Source organism: Candidatus Erwinia haradaeae (genome assembly GCF_900698935.1).
GTDB classification, from domain to species: Bacteria; Pseudomonadota; Gammaproteobacteria; order Enterobacterales; family Enterobacteriaceae; genus Erwinia_E; species Erwinia_E haradaeae_D.
Genome location: NZ_LR217715.1, coordinates 538,547 through 563,597, shown reverse-complemented (window position 1 = coordinate 563,597; position 25,051 = coordinate 538,547). Strand labels below are relative to the sequence as shown.

Here is a 25,051-nt window from a genome sequence, read left to right as displayed (position 1 = left end):
GATTATTGTTTTTTTGGACACATTTAGAACAGTGAAGATCGATTGATCGCTCTGAAAAATAATATTTGGCATAGTGTATGCTGTATACATGTTTACACAAACATCTATCTCACACTTAGTGTTGTATCGCTGCAGCGCATATTTATTATATTTATTTAGAGGAAGTTCTCATCTTTTCTACGGCCCATTCCTGGGGGGTGTAGCTTGTAATAGATAACGCATGTACATCACCTGATAGTTCTTGTTTTAATACATTATAGATTGCACGATGCCTGGTAAGTAAATTGTGATTATTAAATTTTTCACTAACAACAAACACTTTAAAGTGACTTTCGATATTCATCGATGAATGATTATGATGAGCGCTCTCATCCTGTATATCAATATATGTCGGTGAAAAGGCTGCACGTAACTTTTCTTCTATTTTTCCACGAATTATATTCATCTAGCTCTTCCATTTAGAAAAAATATTTTTATATATATAAAATATTGTTTTTTATATAAACCGCGTCTAATTTTTTTACTGTATTCTCTGAGGGTGGGGATAGGCGATTTTAATATTACAGGTCTCCATTTTTCAATGTGACAAATATATTAATCTTATGACCGTTATTATTAATCTCTCCTCGATTACCATTATGATTCATTCTAATAAAAAACAATACTTTCTGGACGCATTAGACAGATTGTACAATATTTTTAATAGAAGAATATTCAATGTTTATTATTGGTTATTATTCTGTACTTCATAAATAACTCAGTAATATTTATGTACTGTAACGATACATTAAGCTCACGCAGTGATTCCTCAATGCTATAAATATTATTCATGTAAGGTATTTAATAGTCATCGATAAAGAAAAAGAAGTGATTTAGTACAAAGTAGCATGTATTCAATCTAATATCCATATATTTGTATGGCATATCTATAAAATAATATGTGTATATTTTTTATACTGTATTACGAGAAAATAAATAAAATACCTTTTATAATACTACAGCGGTTTTTTATTTCTCTTTTTGTTTAAAGCACCGTTGTATATTATACACATTTTGTATATTGTGACTTTTTACATAAAAATTATATAATAACTCCACCAGTGCTGTGAATACGAAAAGTTAGATAATAAACTTCAACACCATACTCAGTTTAAAAATATATATTGAAAATTTTTATTATGCTCTGTTGTTGTCTTGCATAATCCAATATCTATATACAGAACATGATTATTCATTTTTAATTATTCATAGTCTAATAAATAGATTTCTGTTGACTATATATCATTCTTTTAAAAATTATAACACAGTGATGATTTTAAAACTGTAATGGCATTGATAATATGTATGAGTTGTGAATAATACGTATATCCACTGAATGATAGTGCTATCTTTCAATATTATATATGGTGCATATTGTATTTTGGTGTTCTCATGATTGATGCTATCAATAGTAATGATAAATATAGTTAGTTTATTGAAAAATTATATATCTTAAAAGATGTGCAAAGATCACGAAGCAATCACTCTAAAAATTTTTGACGATGGTATCACAATACATCAGGCAGTTATTACGACTATGTTGCAAAATCTTTTATTCTGCAGGTATGTGATGTGGATCACGAAGTGATCGCTATCATTCTACTTTTACAAAACACTGGATATCAATACACAGAATGTATGCTACTGACATATTTCTAGAAAAAAGAGGTTTCCAGTCACAGTTTAGCATTTTTGTAATAAATTCTAAAGTGTTTTGTATATTTTAAGTAAAAAGTATCTCAATTCATTGTGTGTATTAAAAAGAAAATAGTTTAATTTTTTTAAAAAACATATGGTTGTTACCGATAGGCGTTTCTAACACTCATCTTAAAAAATTTTATTCCATATTAATTTTATATTCAGTTTTTGTGTGCGAAAAAAGAGATTATATATTCAATATTTTATCATGCCAGTATGGTGAATACTAATGCAAGATGTCGTTTCTAGTTTTATGCCATTGACATTACCGCTGTGGGGAGATGTGTTAATTGAGGCATCGGCAGGCACTGGAAAAACTTTTACTATCGGATTACTCTATCTGCGTCTTTTACTGGGTTTAGGAGGAAAATCCGATTTTATACGACGATTATCGATTAAAGAAATTTTAGTAGTGACTTTTACTGAAGCTGCCACAGCAGAATTACGTGCACGTATTCGTTTGAATATACAAGAACTACGCATTGCTTGCGTTCGTGGTGAAACGCACAATCCAGTACTCGCGGTATTGATGTCTGAGATTAGTGATATACCCCAGGCTATCTCGTATTTATTAATTGCCGAGCGTAACATGAATGATGCTGTAATTTGTACTATACATAGTTTTTGTCAGCGGATGCTAAAGAGTAAAGCTTTTGAAGCTGGTGTGTTATTCCAGCACGCATTTATAGAAGATGAAACCATCTTACAATATCGAGGCACAGTGGATTTTTGGAGACGAAATCTCTACTTATTACCTCTACCTATCGCTCGTATCATTAGAAAGATCTGGTTGGGCCCAGATCAGTTATTTCAAACATTATCGCCATTTTTATGCCAAGAAGAACTCTTTATAAAAGACAAGATACATAATAATGACACTATTGAGCAGCGGCATGAAAAAATTATCACACGCATCAATATGTTAAAAAAAATGTGGCTTGATACAAATAATGTGTGTGAATTAATTGAGAAATCCGGGATTAGTCGCCGCACCTATAATAGTAAAAATCTGCCAGCTTGGTTATATAATATTACACAATGGGCGCTCTCTGAAACATTAGATTATGTTATAGCAAAAGATCTGGTGCGCTTTAGCCAGAATATATTAATAGATAAAACAACCCAAGGAGAGCCTCCGTATCATCCTCTTTTTGAGCAGATCGAGTTTTTTCTTTCAAACCAGCTATCCTTACGCCATCTGATAATTTCTCATGGACTACAGAGCATTAGAGCTTATGTCCAGAAAGAAAAAAATGCACAATCTCAGATGGGGTTCTATGATTTACTCAAACTGATGAATACTGCATTAAAAAAACCAGCTGGTGAAATATTTGCGGCGTCTATTCGACAAAGTCATCCAGTAGTATTCATAGATGAATTTCAAGATACAGATCTTCAGCAATATTGCATTTTTCGGACTTTATATTACCGAAAACCGAATACTGCGCTTCTACTAGTCGGTGATCCCAAACAAGCAATTTACTCTTTTCGTGGAGCTAATATTTTCACCTATATAAAAGCTCGCGCTGAAATTAAAAAACACTATACATTAGATATTAATCAACGTTCATCTGCAAGTATGGTGAATGCGATTAATCATTTATTTATACATCATAGTAATCCATTTTTGTTTACAGAAATACCATTTATACCTGTTAAATCAGCAAAAACAAATCATGATATGTATTTTAGCTTAAACGATATAAAGCAACCTGCTTTAACATTTTTTTTTCAATCTGGTCATCGTGTAAACCTTAATGACTATCAAGCATTTATGGCCAAACAGTGTGCAGTAGAAATTAGTCATTGGTTATCTTTGGGTAAAAATAATGCGGCTATTTTAGGTAAAAACACAATTCAACATCCAGTAAAAATTTCTGACATTACTGTATTGGTGCGTAATAAGCATGAAGCAGAATTAATACGAAAAGCGCTAGAGATCTTAAATATTCCATCGGCGTATATCTCCAATAGGGAGAGTGTGTTTACTACATTAGCAGCACGAGAGATGCTGTTGCTCTTAAAAGCTCTGTTAACACCTGAGAAAGAGTCTGTGTTTCTCAGTTGCTTAATAACTAATATATTTGGTATGAAGGTTTCGGTATTAGAGACTGTTAAGAACAATGCAGCAATGCAGAATGCCCTGATAGAGGAGTTCATGAATTACCAACACTACTGGAAAACACACGGAGTTTTACCAATGCTTCGCAAGTTAATTAAAAACAGGAAGCTAGAGGCTACTCTACTATCATTTACGCATGGCGAGCGTTATTTAACGGATCTGCTACATATAGGTGAAATTTTACAGGTACATGCTGGTAATTTCGATAATCACAACGCATTAGTACGCTGGTTGAGCAAGAAAATTCAAAAAGAAGACACTACAATATCGAATCAGCGTCTACGGGCAGAACATAATTATAACCTAATCAAGATTATTACGATTCATAAATCCAAAGGATTACAATACCCTTTAGTATGGATACCTTTTGCTGTGTCTTTTGTTCAGGCCCGTCATGCTATTTACCATGACGATAAAACATTCACTACATTGCTAGATTTAGATGCAACGCCTAATAGTATGATGCTAGCTGACAAGGAGAGATTAGCCGAAGATGTACGTTTATTATATGTCGCACTCACTCGTTCAGTATTTCACTGTAGTGTTGGTATAGCACCCTTATCTCTGAGTATACGAAAAAACACCATACAGACAGATATTCACCAAAGCGCGTTAGGTTATCTAATCCAAAAAGGAAGGATTATGGATGTGGATAGCCTTCTATCAGCGCTGACAGTTTTTAATACAGATGCAACTAAAGTGATTATATCATCAGAGGGAGAAGGTTGTCCATGGACAGATTTAAATACGCAACCAATCGCAACAACAACCTTAAGAGATAGTCCTGTATTACAGACCTTAGAAGATTATTGGCGAGTCACAAGTTATTCAGATTTGCACCAGAAATCTAGTCTTTGTCCTCTAACATTAAAGGATGCATCACCTTTAAGATCTTTAAATCTTCGTTTACCAGACCCAGTAGAAAAAAACCAACAAATATCGTCTGTGTCGCTAACTCCACATACTTTTCCGCGAGGCGTTAGGTCAGGGCTATTCCTCCATAAGCTTTTGGAAACCCTAGATGTTAATCTATTATTAAATGAAAGCTGGGTGGATAAACAACTGATGCTACAAGGGTTTAAAAAAGATTGGGGACCTATGATATTGCATTGGGTTAACAATATTTTGAATACTCCTCTGAACAATACAGGTGTTAGTTTATTCCAAATACCTAGGCAAGATAAACGGGTGGAAATGCAATTCTATTTACCGATCTCTCCTTTGATGACGGCGGAAAAACTTAATAGAATTATCAGACAGGATCCATTATCTGCCACTTGTGCTCCACTTAGATTTCATCAGGTACGAGGCATGCTGCAAGGTTTTATTGATCTAGTATTTTTCTGGAATGGGAAATATTATATTGTAGATTACAAATCTAATTGGTTGGGCCAAGAGAGCGGTTGCTATACTCAGGCGGCGATGATGCGTGCAATACAAGAGCATCGTTATGACTTACAGTATCAATTTTATATGTTGGCATTGCATCGTTATTTGCGTCATCGCCTAGTACATTATAATTATGAGCGTCATGTTGGTGGAATATTGTATCTCTTTTTGCGTGGTATAGATAATACAAATCATAGTTATGGGATTTATCAAATCCTTTTAGATTTGAGTTTCATTAATGCTCTGGATCAACTTTTTTCACATGAGGTCTAAATTTTTAAAGGTATAAAAAATTTTCTACCATCTGCTATGTATGATGACTAGATTAAAAATAACTAAGTAAATTGAATCTTTGGCGCGAGAGCGCAACATGCAAAAAATAATGCAGTGGCGCCTAATTTGGCTATCTATACGTCAAATATATACAAGTCATAATAGATTTTTATATCATGTATTGGTTGAGGAAATTTAACATGAATCAGGTTGTATCGTACAAAACCAACTTTATTCGTCAGATTATTGATAAAGATCTGGCACGGGGTATGCATGCTATAGTGCGTACTCGTTTTCCGCCTGAACCGAATGGTTATCTACATATTGGTCATGCAAAATCTATCTGTTTAAACTTTACTATTGCGGCAGATTATAAAGGCCAATGCCATTTGCGTTTTGATGATACAAATCCTGTGAATGAAAATATGGAGTTTATCGAATCCATTAAACATGATGTTACATGGCTTGGATTTCAGTGGCATGGTTCTATTCGATACGCCTCAGATTTTTTTGAGCAACAATATGCATATGCTATTGAGCTTATTAAAAAAGGCTTGGCATATGTAGATGAATTATCACCGAATCTAATTCGTGAATATCGTGGTAGCTTGACTGTAGCAGGACAGAATAGCCCTTATCGTAATCGCAGCGTGGTAGATAATCTTAAGTTATTTTCTCAGATGCGTAATGGCGACTTCTCTGAAGGTGCTGCTTGTTTACGTGCTAAAATCAATATGGCTTCTAGTTTTATGATCTTACGAGACCCAGTTCTTTATCGGATAAAATTTATCGATCATCATCAAACTGGCAATAAATGGTGCATATATCCGATGTATGATTTTGCTCATTGTATTTCTGATGCCCTTGAAGGAATTACGCATTCATTATGCACTATGGAATTCCAGGATAATCGTCGTCTATATGATTGGATTTTGAATAACATTACCATTGCTACTCATCCACAACAGTATGAATTTTCGCGCCTAAACCTTGAATATGCGATTACATCTAAGCGCCATTTAAATCGTTTAGTGACTGAGCAGATTGTAGAAGGATGGGACGATCCAAGAATGCTGACTCTGGCTGGTATGCGTCGCAGGGGCTACACTGCTGCCTCTATACGTGAATTCTGCCGTCGTATTGGTATTACTAAACAGGAAAACCTCATTGAGATAGCAGCATTAGAAAGTTGTATTCGAGAAGATCTAAATGAAAACGCACCGCGAGCTATGGCTGTATTGGACGCGGTTAGAGTTTTCATTATAAATCTCCCAGATGGATATGAAAGGATGCTAAGTATGCCGTGCCATCCCAATAAGAATGAGATGGGAACGCGTGTGGTTCCGTTTACCAAGGAGATCTATATTGATCGTTCTGATTTTTGTGAAGAACCACGCAAGAATTATAAACGTTTGATGATTGGCAAAGAGGTACGTTTACGCCATGCTTGTACCATTAAGGCAGAGAGTATAGAAAAGGATGATCTAGGTCAGATCACTTGTATATTCTGCTCTTGCGATGTTAATACCTTTAACGGCGATCCAATTGATGGTCGCAAAATCACAGGGGTGATTCATTGGGTATCCTTTCAATATGCTTTATCTGCAGAATTTCGTCTATATGAACCATTATTTACATCTGTAAATCCAGCAGCTTCAGAAGATATATTCAACACACTTAATCCAAATTCTATGATGATTCGACAAGGTTTTGTGGAAAACAGTATGCAATATGCGCCAATATCTTTAGCCTACCAATTTGAGAGAGAGGGTTATTTTTGTGCTGATAGCGTGCATTCTACTGCAAATAAGTTAGTGTTTAATCGTATTGTTGGTTTACGTCAAACTTGGTTAAACAGTAATACATAGCCACCTCTTTATACAGTTGGCGTATGATACGATGCACGCTATGTTTGTGGATGTTGTCATAGAAGCATGTATCTTGCTGGTATAAGAGCTCTATCTAGGACTTTGAATACTTCATGATTCTACTATTGCCAGTATTATATATGGTGAGCACAAACCTGTGGGAAAGTGTACATTATAAATTATGAGTTAAATGTTATTTTTTATATTGTAAAACTAAAATAATAAGTGCTGTAATAAATTTTATCAAAAAATTTATCTAGTGTAGAGCTAGACTATAAAATATATTTTTTTACCATGAATGTGTTGCAAAAAAATTTAATAATAATGAGCTATCATCTCTCGTTAGATTTTAAATATATTTTGCGGTTCTAAAACAAATGTTGGTCATAAGCAATTATGCCATATATCTATCATTAATTTGATACAAAGTACAAATATCACAAGAATGCGATTAATTACTTTGTACTAAAAATTTATTTTTACTGGGATGTTATTCCAAACAAATATTATATAGAAAACAGAACTAGAAAACAATTCTTTATAGCTACATGATATAATCATTATTACTCATAGTGTTAATACTGTCAAATACATTAGTATTAGCCAAGGATGGTTGTTAGTATTATGATCTTAATTTTCTAATCTATGTGCATAGAGTTCGTGAAGTATTTAGTATTGATGTGGAACAGATAAAAACGCATCGGACTTTAATTCTTTATAGATATTGTATTCCAGTATATTACTTATGTCTAAAGTATGACTGATGCCAGGTAAACGAAAATGACTGGGTGTAGCCCATTATTAATCTAGCATCGATTAGCATAGATACGCTGTAGTGATTGCGTGTGACTTAGCCAGTTATACGCTGGTTATTATAGATTATAAGTAATATCCTTACATGATATAAGAAAATAAAATTTTCTCATTGTTTGTTCTGTAGATATTTATCTATATGTTATATATCGAATATACAATATTCAATTATCAGTTATTTGAGAAAAATAGCAAATATGAATAACTAAGCTTTATAGTGTATAAAACATGTAGTGATTATAAGTAGCCAACGAATAGGAAAAGCATGAATGATTATAATATATTGACGAAAAGCAATAAAAATAATCTAAGTATTACAGAATTTTTCATAAGTGAATTTTGAGATATGATGAATCATATAGATTTTAGATCTGTACAAGATATAGTTTTTAAAAAATTTGTGTCTTTTGTTGTGTGTTTTCACTTAGCACGTGATGTGCGAGAATATATATAAATTTAACTAGATATAGATGTAGGATTTAAATATTACTGCTCTTACACAATTATTAAAAGATAATCTAGATCTCAAAATGAGCTAGATTAGAACTTGAATATACCTCACCATGATTTTCATCTAGTAATACATCTATATACATATTAATCATCAATCACTTCTACTTTATTGAGCAGTAGAAAATACAGTTTCAGTAGAGCTTGCAGCGCTGATATACAATAATGTCGTATATTTTAAAAAAAGAAATCTGGTAGTAAATTCAATTAAAAATTAATCACAAATACGCGTGAATAATTTTTTTATTTTATACTTTCATGTAGTTTACCGCAATACTTACGCCATAGTAGATCACGTTTTTATAGAAGAAAAATTCTCTTCTACACATCTTAAAAATATCAAGTATATCCTGGAGGACTACGGATCTTTGTAAAAACTATTAGCAACGATAAGGATCATGACTACTAATATACTGTGTCTATTTTGAATCTATGAGATTTCGTATTGAAATTTTGAGTCTTGATTTTGCACATCGGAGGATGTATGAAAACCAATCTTAGAGATCTGCTTGCATTTCCCACGTTATTTACTTATAAAGTCATAGGTTTTGCGCACGCAGATCTACCGGGTAATATAGTGAAAATTGTACAAGATCATGCACCTGGTCAGTATTTTCCCAGCATTAAAATAAGTAGCAAAAAAAACTATTATTCAATTTCTATTACTATTACTGCACACAACATACAACAAGTGGAAACGTTGTATAATGCATTAAGCAAGATTAAAGCGGTACGTATAGTATTGTAATTTCTATCGTAGAAAACTGATTGAAGATGTGATACGCGTATCTCATAAAAAAGAATGATTGAGATGCATTTGAAAATTCTATAGGATGAGGGTAGATGTAGTGTCTCTAGACACCCTTGTAATTCGACAGCTTGGTCTACAGGATTGGACGTCTGTTGTATTTGCTATGCAGCAGTTTACCAATCAACGCAATCAGATGACGCTAGATGAAATTTGGTTAGTAGAGCATCTGCCAGTGTTTACAAAAGGACAAACTAGTACCAAAGAACCTGTATTCATGCTACAAAATATTCCTGTTATGCAGAGTGATCGCGGAGGTGGAATAACCTACCATGGCCCAGGACAGCAAGTACTGTATATAATGCTGAATTTACAAAGACGTAGACTTAGCGTTCATCAGCTTGTCAGTGCTATTGAACAAACAGTCCTTACCACGCTAATTCATTTTTCTGTAAGTGCGCATCTTATATCTGGTGCACCGGGTGTGTACATAGACGGAAAAAAAATATGTTCACTTGGATTACGTATAAGAAAGGGGTGTTCATATCATGGTTTAGCTCTGAATATTAATATGGATTTAACCCCATTTCTATATATTCATCCTTGCGGCGACCATCAACTTGAGATGACTCAGTTAGCACAACAAAAACCAGACTTGACGTTGTCAGAAGTTCAGCCAGTATTAATACGTCATTTTACATCTTACTTAGCGATTAAAGATATTTTTTGGGGTAACAATACTAGTTATCTGGGTGAATAGTTGAAGAAATGGAAAAATATATCGTACACATACGCGACGCAAGTTATTAAGACAAGAGTTAATTAACATTCATTAAGACTTAGGATTTAGCAGATAATATATGCATATATTCTAAAACAATTAATGGTCAAAGAGTTATGAGGTGTACTGAAGGTTTCAAAAAATATCTGTATTTTGTTTTTAGCTAATATTAATCGGATCATACTCAATATGATCATCGATGCAGTATCATACACACTAATTCTTTAAAATTATCTTATAAATCTCTATCACTAGATATCATTCATTATTATTAGAGAGAATTTATTGCTTTATCTAGTGATTATATCCACTAAGCTATTGTAGATATCTTATAGAGCCTTTCATTGGTTTTTAATGCATAATATTTTATGAATGCTTCATTGCTTAAATTTACTATGGAATGCCAGAGAAATAGGTGTGTATTAGTTGTATAGATGACACATAATAATATTATTAACTATCGCCACCTTACACAAAACGGTGTATTTTTTCTAGCTTAAATAGAGGCTGTCAGCTTGAGTACGCAGTATTTTTTTTATTGGGGATGTTATTTTCTTTGCAAGTACAAAATCATTTATTTCACCTAATAATACAGTTTATTGACTTAGCAAAACCACTAGAGTTTTTTGTGAAAAACTCTTTTCAAATCATACGGTATCACTTGATTACATAGGATTAGTGGTAAGATGGATAATTCAATCATAAGCCAGAGTGCCCTCAAAGTAGATGATATAAATATCACAGATGGCACTCAAGACGATATGAGAATGAAAAAAAATTTATATTTTTTGCAAAAGCCTAAATGGATGAAAATTAAATTACCTACCAATTGGACTAATATTCAAAGTCTAAAAGATACAATGCGTAAACATAGTCTCTATTCTGTGTGTGAAGAAGCCTCTTGTCCAAATATTTATGAATGTTTTACCCGTGGCATAGCTACTTTTATGATTTTAGGTGCCATTTGCACTCGTCATTGTCCGTTTTGTGATATTAAGCACGGACGCCCCATGAGTCCAGATATTAATGAACCAGAGAATATAGCACGTGCTCTTTACGAGATGTCTATTAGATACGTAGTTATCACTTCGGTAGATCGCGATGACCTGCGTGATGGAGGCGCGCAACATTTTTCTGACTGCATTAATGCTATTCGTAAAAAAAACCCATCAATAAAAATTGAAATTTTAGTACCTGATTTTCGTGGATGTATGCCGCGTGCTCTTGAGATACTTAGCTCAACACCACCGACTGTATTCAATCATAATATAGAAAACGTTCCACGTATCTATAATGTAGTGCGTCCTGGTGCAAATTATAAACACTCATTAAGATTGTTAAAGTATTTCAAGGAATTGCACCCAGAAATCCCTACAAAATCTGGTTTGATGGTGGGATTAGGTGAAACAGAATCTGAAGTAACAGATGTTATGTATGATCTACGCCAAAGTGGTGTGAGCATGCTCACTATTGGGCAATATTTACAACCTAGTCACCATCATTTACCGGTGCATAGATATGTTAGCCCAGAAGAATTTGATAAAATAAAAAAAGTAGCTAGAGCGCTAGGGTTTAGTCATGCCGCGTGCGGTCCCTTTGTTCGTTCTTCTTATCATGCAGAAAAGCAGATCAAAGGGTTAATAATGACATAGGTTTCCATACAATTAAGAATAATTGGTCCTCTTGGTTATACCGTCAAAAACGTGATATAAGTAGATTGCTGCACATGCCTTTATGAAAATATTGGTATGATGTTAGTAAGCACTAAAGGTAACGATAAACTTCACAAGAACTGTAGTAGTCCTGATAATATTAAGAATACAAATATCTAAAAATAAAGACATGAGATTTGTCGCTTCTTCATCTAATGTTAATTATATTATATTAACTTTTACTACAATATTGTTTGGTATTATCTTTGGTATTATCTTTAAAGTGATTCAAGATGCTTGATGTGAGTGGTATAGGTTAGAAACCTATAAACATTACGGTGATCAATTGATGATTGCATATCATGAAAATGATATACTGATAAAGTATGATCAGATCTAGTATTAAAATATTAAAAGAGTTTATGTACCATGTAGTATAGTACATGAATCTAGAGCGTACCCTTAATATGTATCTACATGAGTCACTACACGATTGAGTGGTTGTATACTCAGTGAAGTTTTTTCTTATCAGGAATATATTTATATCTTATCATCCATAAATGAACTGTATAACATTAGCATATACGATTTAAAAAAAGAAGGTGATAGAGTAAATACGCGGTATATGTCCTTTTTCTATCGCTATTAGAATTGTATATATCATCAATAATAGCAATCGTAAGATTTTTTAAAAAACATACTGACAAATAAAACCTGCGATAGTTATACTAATGGTACCATCAAGTTTGTGATACCTTTAGTATAATGGAAAAGCATAACTAATCTAGGAAAAGGAAGAAATTACTATGCAGATGCATATAATCTATTATTTCTGTATATAATCATGCATTCTTTATCTTTACCTTGATAACTGCAAACATTAATAATGGATACAAGTATGAATCAATTAGTATACATTTTCTGTATTTGTTATGGCAAAATATAGATTTGACATAGATTGTAAAAAAATAGATGGTGTTTTATGAAAAATATGATGATAACATACTTTTTTGATGCATATCGTATTGAGTGAATATCTCAGAGGTAGATTGAAGTTACTGCATTGTATAATATATAGAAATATTGATGTTTCAATGTTTAAATTAAGGTTAATTAAGATTATAATCTTATTATAATGACTTGATTCTAAAAACGTAAGCTAGAATTTTATTCACATAAGGTTTTATCTACTATATTGTACAATAGAACAACTGTTAAGAATGTGATAAAGGTTGAATAGAAGGTTGCGAATAATTAATTAATGAAGTAGATGATATGAATCAGATTGCTGTGCTTGGCCCGCATAATTGTAATGCCGCATTTGATATTGAAAGACGTAGTCATTCTTATCCTTGGATGAAAAACATATTTTTTAGCAATCAAGGTCCGCGTTATTTAAATTTTTGTCTTATGGTTAATGGAGTAATGGCTGCTTTTGTGATTAGCCAATGGGTATTAGATGAAGCTACACTTCTCAACCTTGCAGTTGATCCTAAATTTCAAAGACATGGATTAGGGAAAGTTCTGCTTAATTATTTAATCAAAGAGCTCAAAACACACGGTGTGGGCATGTTATGACTAGAGGTACGTGCGTCAAATTATCCGGCAATAATGTTTTATAGACATTTCAATTTTAATGAAGTGTATGTTCGTCCAGAATATTATCAAACGATTAATGGAAAAGAAGATGCTATTATTATGGCTCTCACTATGTCATGTCGACTAAACATATGATCTTAAAATTAGATTGGATATTATTTGACGCAGATGATACATTATTCTATTTTTGATGCTTTTTCTGGTCTACAACAACTATTTTAAGCTATATCATAGCTCTTTCAGTTACGACGACTATGATCCCTATCAGGCAATCAATCAGACACTATGAGCAGAATATCAAAAATAGTTCTATGACTTATTAGAATTACAAGACAGACGCTTCATGCATTTTTAGCATAAGTTAAAGATTACTACAAATCAGTTAAACACAAACTTTCTTCAAATAATGGGAGACATTCGCACGCCACGCCCAGGAGCCATTGATATTTTAAATCGAATATATAGTAAAGTAAAATAGGTATTATTACTAATGGTTTTGCTATTCTGCAAGAAACACGCATCAATCGTTTTTTCGCCAAGTATGTAGCTATCCTTGTAATTTCCAAAAACCAGTTGGTTCTGCAAAGCCCAACAAAAAAATTTTCGATTATGCCTTGCAAAAAATGTCTTACCCCACACGTCGTAATGTTATGATGGTGAGAGATAATTTTGAATCAGATATTATAGGCGGTATCAATGCGGGTATGTTAACACGCTGGTTAAATCATAGTGGCACAAGGCACCAAAAAGCAATTCGTCCTTATTGGCAAGTTTCATCGTTAATAGAATTGCAAGATTTGTTAACTCTCTAGTTCATAAATTAAAAATGGAACAATATTACTGGTATAATTTGAAATTGAGGTAACTACCAGAGGCTGAATGTAGTATATTCCTCATAATACTATTATATAGTTTAGTGAATCATGTTCATGATGTACTTCATTAAAATTAGAGTTGGAATTTACAACCAATATTTTTCCGAAATACACTGTCACCGCAGTGAATACTACGCGCTATATGGTATATAGATAATTGATCTATAGATGGTTACTTGTCAATACTTGATCGTATAAAGAACAGTATTATTCGATCGATTAATCTCTTAAATTTATATTTTTATTAAGTTTACCGTATCACTGCTATTTTTATTTGTTATAAAAAACTAGTTGACGTAGAGGGCAAAAATTAACATAATACGATGTGTGATTTTTAGTATCAATACTGAAGAGTCATTTTTTAAATAAGTATTTTAGTAGTAAAATTTTAGCGCGGAAGTGGCGAAATTGGTAAACGCACCAGATTTAGGTTCTGGCGCCGAAAGGTCTGCGAGTTCAAGTCTCGCCTTCCGCACCACTGATACTTATAGGCAAGCATGTATGGGGTATAGCCAAGCGGCAAGGCACCGGTTTTTGATACCGGCATTCCCTGGTTCGAATCCAGGTACCCCAGTCATTGGACAATCTCATCTTTTCTGATTATTGTCACATCTAAAATATAGGCTACTTAGCTCAGCTGGTTAGAGCACAGCACTCATAATGCTGGGGTCACAGGTTCGATTCCCGTAGTAGCCACCAATGTATTTGGGGTGTCGCCAAGTGGTAAGGCTCTGGTTTCTGATACCAGCATTCCGGGGTTCGAATCCCTGCACCCCAGCCATGATAATTATCATATAATTCAAGTATTTGCGATCACATCTTTATTTTAATCTTGACTGGTATTACAGATATTTGTATATGTTTTAGCGATGGATAAAGAGTCTGTATGTATAGACTGCCTAGTTGATATAACATATAGAATATAATAGACCCTCATCATAATACGAGGAGGATCTATACATCATAAGTACGAGATTATATAATAATACGATTATATAATGCGTGCTTACATTCCTTTTGACAGAAATACCATAGATTCATATCCTGGCATTTTGTTCTGTTCAATCTATCTTTTCTTGTAATCTATGGCATAAATTACATACTATTTTATAGATCAATATCGATATAGGTATATGTATCCATATAATCAAGGCATGTCATAGGAAAGTATGCGCAAACTGCACTACTGGTAGTCTACTATACTCGTATAGATGTGGTATGTAACAGATATAAAAATATTGCAGGATGATGAGAAAAAACATTGATATAGTTTTGGAATGAAAAATGAAAATGTTAAATCAATTCAATAACTATTTTTATATTTTTTATATCCGTGATAATAGTAGCATTACTGCGTTTATTTTAATGCTAAATTAGAAGATAGGTAAATGATTATGCTTTTCTGATTATTAGAACAAATGATTTATATCAATCTCCATCATATGTCTGATTGGATCTATATGTGAGAGACAATATTATTTTCAGACGAAAGATATGAGCCAAGTGACGGCATGAAACACATTATAGTACGATTTATTTATTTATACTATCAGGTGCTAAATTTACACACAAGTCCTAGTGTATTTTCATAAAAATACGGACACGGTTCTAATGATTACTGTTGTAGGGGATATCTAGAACGTATAGTTGTTCATAACTATTGCTGATAATATATCCATATGACGGTGAAAAATTCTTATAAGTCTTATAATATTTTGTAAATATAAAATAAAGGTTTTTTGATTGCGGTTATCAAATGTAAATGCATTACAAAATATATCAGAGTTTATGATTTTATTGTTAGGCAACTACTATCTACATACTGTGAGATTGGATGTTAGCGGCATGACTTTTGTGATTGCTTGGATCTTTTTGAATCCGTCCCCATTTGAACCTTACCTATTGTGCATGCATATCTTTCATCATACATACGCATTATTGTTTTAGATTACACTGATCTAGTGATATGAAGATACAATGAACGCACATATGTACAGCATACACCTCTCGTTCTTCTTATTTCATAAGAAGTAATTATTTTTTGTTTATTTATAACGATTATATTTTCTGATTATATTAATTTATCTCCTGTTTGAAACTTATCATGGTAGATTTATGTTCGATTCTCTCTATTTTTATTTTTGCGAGTGAAGAATATTTGTAAATATTAATGACCTCTCCATTTTAAAACTAAAAATAAGGTGCTAGTTTTTTTAGTAACTAGTAACAACTCTTATTACACAGCTATGTAGTTTACATTTAATGTAAAATCAACAATTCCACTACATGATGTCGACCAGATGTTTAATGCCTCTCTTCATAGATAGAAAATGAGAATAACACTATTATAGACATAATGAATGTTTGTATAATATAACATGCATGTATTCATAGCAATTAAGATATGTGCTACTGCAAAACAATTACGCGACGGATATTATACAGGATACGCTGTATCTAATGTATAAGGTTATCATAGGAAATAAAATACGAGGTCAACGAGAACATATGTACTGATCAGTACGAGTATTAGTCATACTGATCACATAAGGAATTTATACTACAGGTAGAGTCAATCTAAAATAAAATACAGCTCTAAATATTACTGAAGTATGACATTAAATTTATAGAAGATACAATAAAATATTGTATATTTACTTTTCTCACATATAATTTTTGCTCTTATGTCTCGGTTAAACCTAGTTTTTTTTCTAGATAATGAATATTGGTTCCACCCATCTGAAAGTTTTCGTCCGACATGATATTCATTTGGAGTTTGACATTAGTCTTGATTCCATCAATAATTAATTCAGTTAATGCATTTTTCATGCGCGCAATTGCTACATCACGATTTTCTCCAAATGTAATGAGTTTGCCAATCATTGAGTCATAGTATAGCGGTACGCTATAACCAGCATAGACATGTGATTCCCAACGTACTCCAAAACCTCCAGGTGCATGGAAGCGAGTAATTTTTCCAGGACTAGGCATAAAAGTTTGAGCATCTTCAGCATTAATACGACACTCTACTGAGTGGCCACGAATAATCACTTCCTCTTCTTTAATGGATAAAGGATGTCCGGCCGCAATGCGTAGTTGTTCCTTAATCAAATCAATCCCAGTAATCATTTCAGTTACAGGGTGTTCAACTTGGATGCGTGTATTCATTTCAATGAAGTAAAACTTACCGTTTTCATACAAAAATTCAAAGGTTCCTGCACCACGATAACCGATATCAATACAAGCTTTTGAGCAACAATCACCAATATATTGTCTCATTGTAGAAGTAATACCGGGTGCTGGTGCTTCTTCTACTACTTTCTGATGTCTACGTTGCATAGAGCAATCACGTTCAGCAAGGTAGATGGCATTACCATGTCCATCAGCTAAAACCTGTATTTCAATATGACGTGGATTTTCCAGGTACTTTTCCATATACACCATATCGTTGTTAAAAGCTGCTTTTGCTTCTGTTTTTGTCATATTAATTAATGATTCCAGGTCTTTGTCTTTATGTACTACATGCATTCCACGACCGCCGCCTCCACCAGAAGCTTTAATCATCACAGGGTAGCCAATGCGCTTCGCGAAAGCTCTATTCTTTGCCATATCTTCAGTAAGAGGTCCATCAGAACCAGGAACTGTGGGGATACCAGCTTTCTTCATTACAGTAATTGCTGAAACTTTGTCGCCCATTAAACGAATAGTATCCGCTTTGGGGCCAATAAAGATAAATCCAGAACGTTCCATTTGCTCAGCAAAGTCTGCATTTTCTGAAAGAAATCCATAGCCAGGGTGGATAGCGACGGCACCAGTAATCTCTGCTGCAGAAATTAAAGCTGGGATATTCAAATAGCTTTTGATGGATGGCGGTGGACCGATACAGACTGTTTCATCTGCAAGCAACACATGCTTTAGGTCACGGTCTACTGTAGAGTGGACTGCAACTGTTTTAATTCCAAGCTCTTTACAAGCACGTAAAATACGTAGCGCAATTTCACCACGGTTAGCAATGATAATTTTATCCAGCATTGTTAGCCTCGTTATTCAATGACGAGCAATGGTTCATCAAATTCAACAGGTTGACCACTTTCCACCAAAATTGCTTTTATAACACCAGACTTTTCTGCTTCAATGTGATTCATCATTTTCATTGCTTCTACAATACATAAAGTATCACCAGGGTGGACTGTCTGACCCACTTCCACAAAAGCTTTTGCGTCAGCACTTGGAGTGCGATAGACAGTACCAACCATGGGTGATCGTACAATATAGCCTTCTAATTCTTGTTCTTGAGGTTGAGGTGCAATGAACGTTTCTGGTATGGATGTAGAAATAGAGGGTGTGTCTTTTCCTACACATGGTTGTTGTACAATTGATGTTGCGTGATTGTGCTGAAGAGTAGTATAACTGGTACCCTGTATCGTGCGGATGATACGTACTGACGCTTCACTTTCAGTGATCTCTAATTCAGAGATGCCTGATTCTTCTACTAATGCAATTAGTTTTTTAATTTTACGAATATCCATTAATTTTATTCCATACTTAGCTTAATCAGAAGGTAGTGGCATTGTACTACGCTTGATCGTTGGATCAAGTTAGGAGGTATCTGTTAAGGATTAGCGTTCGACTCTCATTATGCAAGAGGGTTACATATACGTTTGATGTTGAATATAGACTTAGTAGGTTCACATGTATCACAGATGTAAATGAATGTTTTCTATCCACGTAGTGGATATCAAGTAATATTTATATGATATGGTTGCATGCATCATGGATGCATGACAATATTACCCATATTATTTTCACCTCTATTTATTTATACTACTTAGTCGAGTGTTAGCTAGATTGTACTTAGTTTTTATAGGTTTTCTGGAAAGAACATTAGTGATTTGTGCAGAGATTAACTCTGTGCTTCACAATATATCACTGTCTTAATGTTCTGATACGTACTATAGTAGAGTTATTTGAAATATTGGCCACATCATATATCATTTATTGATCATATTTTTGCCATGATCTATGATTATTCAACTATCGTACAAAATACATTGCTAAATCAATTTTGTCACTCTTTCCGCCAAAATTTACGGATAAGCTACATAAAATATAGATTTTTATCCATGTTTATTCGATTCTGGTCAGTATATTCTTACAATACTACTATAATTAATTAGATGGTTTGAATGTTCCAATAAGAAGAACTCATAAATAGGTTGTTTGAAGGGATGGTAGCACACAATAATATTCATCTACATACATTAAACTAAGACTAAAAGCACTCAGATTATATCTTTTATTCATCCAGCAAATAAATAGCATATACCTAAGAGTAGCACTGATAGATTGGTCACTCTCTTATGTAGAGGATATTAGCTATACATTATTGTATCTAATTTTATTTAATTTCATGCAACTGAACACAGTAGTTTTAGAGGCAGTTGATCAACTTGTATAACCTTAAATGATGCACAGATTATATCTTATATGTATTTATGCAAAAGAGTTAGTCTTTTTTTTAAATGCAGTGTAATTATCTGTATATACAGCAGAATTGCATCGACAATAACATTCCTAAAAAAAGAGTGGTGATTAGTGTAAGACAGGCAAATTCTTAATCACATACTATAGTTTTTGGAATCTTTGGTAACCAAGTAATCACGAGGATAAATCATAGTTTTCAGACGTAGCACGTCTGAAAGATCTTTTGGGAATGGTAAAATTATTCATAGTACATGTCATTGATGCTAAAGCGATATCATTTTTATTTTTACTCAAGTAGTTCTTAATAATTTCTATTCAGAAAAGTATCTTTAATACGGTCTCAATCCCTATACCATCATTGGTTATTTGGATGGTTACGTAAGATTTGCATCAGTGTTTGTATGGACATTATTTATTAAATAGATTATATATTCCGTAAATATCATGCAGAACCTATAGTTTGATCCATGCGTATGAAAATCAGTATTAGCAAATTTTTCACCAAAAGTACAGAGTCCATAAGTTGAGTGGTTTTCCAAAAATTTTGTATGCAATGCTTTTCAAATAGATGTTGTAAGTATACAGGCGATCCTTCAAGCGGTTAAGAAAATAAAATACTTATAGTGTTTTCTCATTGAGAAGCACGAAACGATATATAAAACCGCTACGGTTTTACTGCAATGTATCAATACACTTAGCCAATAGCTTTACTTAGGTGTGTGCTCTCTAGGAGGTGTAATGATATTACCAGTAATAAAAAAATGCATAGCCTGTTTTTTCACGTTAGTTCTGAGTGGTGGTGTACAGGCGACTGTATTACTAAATAGCTCTTATGATGTTTCACGAGAACTATTTTTAGCCCTAAATATTGTTTTTGAAAAACAGTGGGCTCAAATGTATCCTAATGATATTTTAACCATTAAACAGTCTCATGCAGGTTCGTCAAAACAAGCGCTGTCTATCTTACAAGGATTGAAAGCAGACGTGGTTACTTACAATCAAGTTACTGATGTGCAAATTTTGCACGATAGGGGTAAGCTCATCCCCTTCAACTGGCAAGAACGTCTGCCAAACAGCAGCTCACCATTTTATTCTACAATGGCATTTTTGGTGCGAAAAGGTAACCCAAAAAATATCCAAGACTGGCAGGATCTAGCACGCAAAGATGTGAGATTGATTTTTGCTAATCCGAAAACATCTGGAAATGGACGTTATGCTTGGTTAGCTGCATGGGGCGCGGCTAATCTCACGAATGGTAATAATACATTACAGACTAGAAAATTTATGACACAGTTACTACACAATGTGGAAGTATTTGATACAGGTGGACGCGGTGCTACAACAACATTTGTTAGTCATAGAATAGGGGATGTATTAATTAGTTTTGAGTCGGAAGTTAATACTATTCGCGATCGATATGCGCAGCAAGGTTATGAAGTTATCGTACCAGCTACTAATATTTTAGCAAAATTTCCTGTTACCTGGATTGATAAAAATCTCACTCAGAACCATACCGAAAAAGCCGCAAAAGCTTATCTACATTATTTATACACACCCTCCGCCCAAAAAATTATGACACATTTTTACTATCGCGTTAATAATCAGCGCTTAATGACAATTAACAAAGATCGTTTTCCATATACTAAATTTTTTGCGATAGAGAAAATGTTTGGTAGTTGGGATCGCATAATAAAAATGCATTTTTCTAGCGGCGGCGAACTAGATCAGCTTTTATCAGAGAGGCATGAGTAATCATGTTAGTCACACAAAGAAAAAAAGTATTACCAGGTTTTAGCATAAGTCTTGGTAGCAGCTTATTTTTTACCTGTCTAATTATATTATTACCAATTAGTGCTTTGCTGATGCAGTTATCGCAAATGACTTTAGAACAATATTGGGAGGTGATTACCAATCCACAAGTAGTGGCCGCATATAAAGTAACATTGATATCTGCTGGAGTTGCATCTCTGTTTAATGCATTTTTCGGAATGTTAATGGCTTGGATTTTAACGCGTTATCGTTTTCCTGGGCGTATACTTTTAGATGGTCTCATTGACCTTCCTTTTGCTCTTCCTACCGCTGTTGCTGGTCTTACGTTGACTGAATTATTTTCTGTTAATGGCTGGTACGGGCATTGGTTGGCGTCTTTAGGTATCCAAGTCTCGTATACTTGGCTTGGTATTGCGCTTGCAATGGCATTCACTAGCGCCCCTTTTGTTATACGCACTGTGCAACCAGTACTAGAAGAATTGGGGCCAGAGTATGAAGAGGCAGCTGAAACACTTGGCGCCTCACCCATGCAAAGCTTCTTGCGTATTATATTACCGGAAGTAGGACCTGCATTGCTCGCTGGCACAGTACTATCTTTTACACGTAGTTTAGGTGAATTTGGTGCAGTTATTTTTATAGCTGGAAATATTGCCTGGAAAACTGAGGTGACATCTTTAATGATTTTTGTTCGTCTACAGGAATATGATTATCCAGCGGCTACCGCAATTGCTTCAGTCATTTTAATTGCCTCATTAGTGCTATTATTCACGATAAACATCTTACAAGGCCGCTTTGGTCGAAGAATTGGAGGACACTAATGCCGGAAATGAGCGAAGTTCTCAGCATAGAGCATTCGTGCATTCACCAGTGGAATCAGCGGGTGCTAATAGGTATAGGGGTAATAATTTCTCTATTTTTATTAGTGATACCACTCATGGTAATTTTTCTTACTGCTTTTTCTGAAGGACCGAGAATACTCTTCAGTAATCTGCAGGACGCGAATATGCTGCATGCTATTGGTCTAACCTTATTAATTTCTTTCATTGTAGTACCGATCAATGTGATATTTGGAACATTATTAGCTTGGTTGGTGGCGCGATTTACATTTCCTGGTCGACAATTATTGCTAACGTTGTTTGATATTCCCTTCGCCATTTCACCTGTTGTTGCAGGATTAATGTATTTGCTATTTTGGGGTATTAACGGTCAATTAGGAGGATGGCTGAATGCACATAATATTCAGTTAATGTTTTCATGGAAGGGCATGGTACTCGTCACGATTTTTATTACCTGTCCATTTGTTGTACGTGAATTAGTACCCATGATGTTGAGTCAGGGTAAGAATGAGGATGAAGCAGCAGTGCTATTAGGAGCACGCGGATGGAAGATGTTTTTTCGCGTCACCTTACCAAACATTCGTTGGGCTCTGCTGTATGGTGTGGTTTTAACTAATGCACGTGCTATTGGTGAATTCGGTGCAGTATCAGTGGTATCAGGATCCATACGTGGTGAAACTTACACTTTACCATTACAGGTGGAAATGTTACATCAGGACTGTAATGATGTTGGTGCTTTTACAGCAGCCGCTCTTTTAACTATCATGGCAATATTTATGCTGTTGATCAAAAGCGCGCTGCAATGGCGACTTAAAAGACAAGTTCAAAGACACGCGTGGGAAAAGGGACATTATGAGTATTGAAATTGTCAATATTAATAAGTTTTTCGGTCAGACAAGGGTATTGAACCACATATCTCTAGATATTACCTCTGGAGAACTTGTAGCGTTATTAGGACCTTCTGGTTCAGGCAAAACCACACTACTTCGAATAATTGCTGGATTAGAACATCAGAATAGTGGCCGTCTGAGTTTTCATGGCAACGACGTTAGCCAGCTACATGCTCGAGATCGTCAAGTAGGTTTTGTTTTCCAACATTATGCACTGTTTCGGCATATGACAGTATTTAATAATATCGCCTTTGGTTTACAAGTTTTACCAAAGCGCAAACGTCCTACCGTGATTGAAATTAAGAAAAAAGTCAGACGTTTATTGGATATGGTACAATTAGGACATTTAACCACACGTTTTCCGGCTCAGCTTTCAGGAGGACAAAAGCAGCGCGTAGCTCTAGCTCGTGCTCTAGCAGTAGAACCGCAAATTTTATTACTGGACGAACCATTTGGAGCGTTGGATGCTCAAGTACGCAAGGAACTACGTCGCTGGCTGCGACAGTTACATGAAGAATTGCAATTTACGAGTGTATTTGTGACTCATGACCAGGAAGAAGCGATGGAGGTTGCAGAACGTATAGTGGTTATGAATCATGGTAGTATTGAACAAGTTGGAACACCAGATACAGTATGGCGATTTCCAAAAACTAGGTTTGTTCTAGAATTTCTTGGAGAAGTTAATTGTGTTCATGGGACAATTACTAACTCCACAATAATAGTGGGAGGCTATCATTGGGCATTAACTAATGCCACCTCATATGAAGGAAACATTGAGCTCTTTCTACGTCCATGGGAGATAGAGTTAAGCCTCCAGAGCACCGTGGAGATACCTTTGCCTGCTATTATATTGGAGGTGAGTCCACGTGGCCATTACTGGCAAGTCATACTGCAACCGAACGGATGGCAAGTTAATCCTCTTAGTGTAATTATGCAACATGGACATATTTCACCAACACGTGGTCAAGCTTTGTTTGTGGGTTTAAAAAATGCACGCTTGTATCATGGCGATACAGCATTATATGCATACTAGATGTTTAACACTGAATATCTCAAAATTTTTCTATAAGATTGCTAGATGTGTTTAAGAACCGTTCATTCTCTTAGTGTGTCTCTGATAGCATTTCAATAAAATAGATATTAAGTATATTTTATGTACACAATATAGAGGATAGAGAACCACTCTATGTCACAAATACTATAATCGTAGCACTAGTTTAATCATATTAGGATCAAAAAACAATAATTAAGATCCAATTACTGACATAGTCATTGACATTTATGAATTTTATTCAATGCATTCGTGTGGCTTCTGTAAATAAAAGAATTTTCAGCATAGGGCTCGTAATTATAAATGGTATACATTAACTGTCTACCTCAAAATGGACACTCGCATGCATTAAATATCTTTTGGTGTATTTTATTCAATCATTTCAAAATAAAATTAATGCCTTGCGATTATATATGTTCTGTGCTGCTGATGATGGAGAAGCGTCTTAGGATCATTTCAGTTACGATGATGTACACATCAAAAAAATATTCATTTAAGGCACTAAGTAATTGTTTTTAGATTTTTATAGATGAGATATGTTTTAAAAAAAACTACATACTACGAGTAGTTATACGAATCTTGTACTACATAGTATGCATATTTTCAATTCTACACAACATCGTTTCTAGTTAGCGTGTAGATTCACTATGCGA

The 25,051-nt window shown here is 34.2% G+C and carries 12 protein-coding genes, 4 tRNA genes and 2 pseudogenes; 15 read left to right on the top strand and 3 right to left on the bottom strand.

Annotated features, from left to right (window positions below):
• Positions 1–151: 151 nt before the first annotated feature.
• The gene (locus ERCIKOCA2762_RS01785) at positions 152–445 is read right to left on the bottom strand and encodes a BolA family protein (RefSeq protein ID WP_232043104.1); all 294 of its coding nucleotides are present in this window, start codon (positions 443–445) and stop codon (positions 152–154) included.
• Positions 446–1,966: 1,521 nt separating this feature from the next.
• Between ERCIKOCA2762_RS01785 and recB the strand changes: the two genes are divergently transcribed.
• The 11 genes and pseudogenes from recB (at position 1,967) to ERCIKOCA2762_RS01730 (ending at position 15,148) form a co-directional block, all read left to right on the top strand.
• The gene (gene recB / locus ERCIKOCA2762_RS01780) at positions 1,967–5,521 is read left to right on the top strand and encodes an exodeoxyribonuclease V subunit beta (protein ID WP_157988498.1); all 3,555 of its coding nucleotides are present in this window, start codon (positions 1,967–1,969) and stop codon (positions 5,519–5,521) included.
• A 200-nt stretch (positions 5,522–5,721) separates the two neighbouring features.
• Positions 5,722–7,389, top strand: coding sequence for a glutamine--tRNA ligase (glnS, locus tag ERCIKOCA2762_RS01775; protein ID WP_157988497.1), 1,668 nt, complete (start codon positions 5,722–5,724; stop codon positions 7,387–7,389).
• Positions 7,390–9,196: 1,807 nt separating this feature from the next.
• Positions 9,197–9,460, top strand: coding sequence for a DUF493 family protein YbeD (ybeD, locus tag ERCIKOCA2762_RS01770; RefSeq protein WP_157988496.1), 264 nt, complete (start codon positions 9,197–9,199; stop codon positions 9,458–9,460).
• A 100-nt stretch (positions 9,461–9,560) separates the two neighbouring features.
• Positions 9,561–10,220 carry a lipoyl(octanoyl) transferase LipB gene (lipB, locus tag ERCIKOCA2762_RS01765; protein ID WP_157988495.1) on the top strand — a complete coding sequence of 220 codons (660 nt, stop codon included), beginning with the start codon at positions 9,561–9,563 and terminating at the stop codon, positions 10,218–10,220.
• A 782-nt stretch (positions 10,221–11,002) separates the two neighbouring features.
• Positions 11,003–11,893, top strand: coding sequence for a lipoyl synthase (gene lipA / locus ERCIKOCA2762_RS01760; RefSeq protein WP_331879595.1), 891 nt, complete (start codon positions 11,003–11,005; stop codon positions 11,891–11,893).
• A gap of 1,275 nt (positions 11,894–13,168) precedes the next feature.
• Positions 13,169–13,627: pseudogene (gene rimI / locus ERCIKOCA2762_RS01755) on the top strand (ribosomal protein S18-alanine N-acetyltransferase).
• Positions 13,628–14,088: 461 nt separating this feature from the next.
• Positions 14,089–14,304, top strand: a pseudogene (locus ERCIKOCA2762_RS03550) (HAD hydrolase-like protein); the annotation flags it as partial.
• A gap of 456 nt (positions 14,305–14,760) precedes the next feature.
• Positions 14,761–14,845: transfer RNA gene (locus ERCIKOCA2762_RS01745), tRNA-Leu, on the top strand.
• Positions 14,846–14,869: 24 nt separating this feature from the next.
• Positions 14,870–14,941: transfer RNA gene (locus ERCIKOCA2762_RS01740), tRNA-Gln, on the top strand.
• 48 nt (positions 14,942–14,989) lie between these two features.
• Positions 14,990–15,066, top strand: a tRNA-Met gene (locus tag ERCIKOCA2762_RS01735).
• Positions 15,067–15,073: 7 nt separating this feature from the next.
• Positions 15,074–15,148 (top strand) — tRNA-Gln (locus tag ERCIKOCA2762_RS01730).
• A gap of 1,901 nt (positions 15,149–17,049) precedes the next feature.
• On the opposite strand, the gene accC is transcribed toward ERCIKOCA2762_RS01730, so the two are convergent.
• Positions 17,050–18,399: an acetyl-CoA carboxylase biotin carboxylase subunit gene (gene accC, locus ERCIKOCA2762_RS01725; protein ID WP_157988493.1), complete on the bottom strand. Its 1,350-nt coding sequence runs from the start codon at positions 18,397–18,399 to the stop codon at positions 17,050–17,052.
• A gap of 11 nt (positions 18,400–18,410) precedes the next feature.
• Positions 18,411–18,896 (bottom strand): acetyl-CoA carboxylase biotin carboxyl carrier protein, encoded by a 486-nt coding sequence (gene accB, locus ERCIKOCA2762_RS01720; protein WP_157988492.1) that lies wholly within the window; start codon positions 18,894–18,896, stop codon positions 18,411–18,413.
• Between the two features lie 1,693 nt (positions 18,897–20,589).
• On the opposite strand from accB, the gene cysP reads away from it, so the two are divergent.
• The 4 genes from cysP to cysA are packed head-to-tail and all read left to right on the top strand — an operon-like array spanning position 20,590 to position 24,380.
• The gene (gene cysP / locus ERCIKOCA2762_RS01715) at positions 20,590–21,603 is read left to right on the top strand and encodes a thiosulfate ABC transporter substrate-binding protein CysP (RefSeq protein ID WP_157988491.1); all 1,014 of its coding nucleotides are present in this window, start codon (positions 20,590–20,592) and stop codon (positions 21,601–21,603) included.
• A 2-nt stretch (positions 21,604–21,605) separates the two neighbouring features.
• Entirely contained in the window at positions 21,606–22,439 is an 834-nt protein-coding gene (gene cysT, locus ERCIKOCA2762_RS01710) for a sulfate/thiosulfate ABC transporter permease CysT (protein ID WP_157988490.1), read from the top strand.
• The gene (cysW, locus tag ERCIKOCA2762_RS01705; protein WP_157988489.1) at positions 22,439–23,320 is read left to right on the top strand and encodes a sulfate/thiosulfate ABC transporter permease CysW; all 882 of its coding nucleotides are present in this window, start codon (positions 22,439–22,441) and stop codon (positions 23,318–23,320) included. The genes cysT and cysW overlap by 1 nt, the downstream gene beginning before the upstream one ends.
• Positions 23,310–24,380 carry a sulfate/thiosulfate ABC transporter ATP-binding protein CysA gene (gene cysA, locus ERCIKOCA2762_RS01700; RefSeq protein WP_157988488.1) on the top strand — a complete coding sequence of 357 codons (1,071 nt, stop codon included), beginning with the start codon at positions 23,310–23,312 and terminating at the stop codon, positions 24,378–24,380. Before cysW ends, cysA begins: the two co-directional genes overlap by 11 nt.
• Positions 24,381–25,051: the final 671 nt, after the last annotated feature.

Excerpts from the sequence above, each read along its gene's own strand:
- ERCIKOCA2762_RS01785 (WP_232043104.1), bottom strand. The coding sequence starts at position 445 with ATGAATATAATTCGTGGAAAAATAGAAGAAAAGTTACGTGCAGCCTTT.
- recB (WP_157988498.1), top strand. The coding sequence starts at position 1,967 with ATGCAAGATGTCGTTTCTAGTTTTATGCCATTGACATTACCGCTGTGG.
- glnS (WP_157988497.1), top strand. The coding sequence starts at position 5,722 with ATGAATCAGGTTGTATCGTACAAAACCAACTTTATTCGTCAGATTATT.
- ybeD (WP_157988496.1), top strand. The coding sequence starts at position 9,197 with ATGAAAACCAATCTTAGAGATCTGCTTGCATTTCCCACGTTATTTACT.
- lipA (WP_331879595.1), top strand. The coding sequence starts at position 11,003 with ATGAGAATGAAAAAAAATTTATATTTTTTGCAAAAGCCTAAATGGATG.
- accC (WP_157988493.1), bottom strand. The coding sequence starts at position 18,399 with ATGCTGGATAAAATTATCATTGCTAACCGTGGTGAAATTGCGCTACGT.
- accB (WP_157988492.1), bottom strand. The coding sequence starts at position 18,896 with ATGGATATTCGTAAAATTAAAAAACTAATTGCATTAGTAGAAGAATCA.
- cysP (WP_157988491.1), top strand. The coding sequence starts at position 20,590 with ATGATATTACCAGTAATAAAAAAATGCATAGCCTGTTTTTTCACGTTA.
- cysT (WP_157988490.1), top strand. The coding sequence starts at position 21,606 with ATGTTAGTCACACAAAGAAAAAAAGTATTACCAGGTTTTAGCATAAGT.
- cysW (WP_157988489.1), top strand. The coding sequence starts at position 22,439 with ATGCCGGAAATGAGCGAAGTTCTCAGCATAGAGCATTCGTGCATTCAC.
- cysA (WP_157988488.1), top strand. The coding sequence starts at position 23,310 with ATGAGTATTGAAATTGTCAATATTAATAAGTTTTTCGGTCAGACAAGG.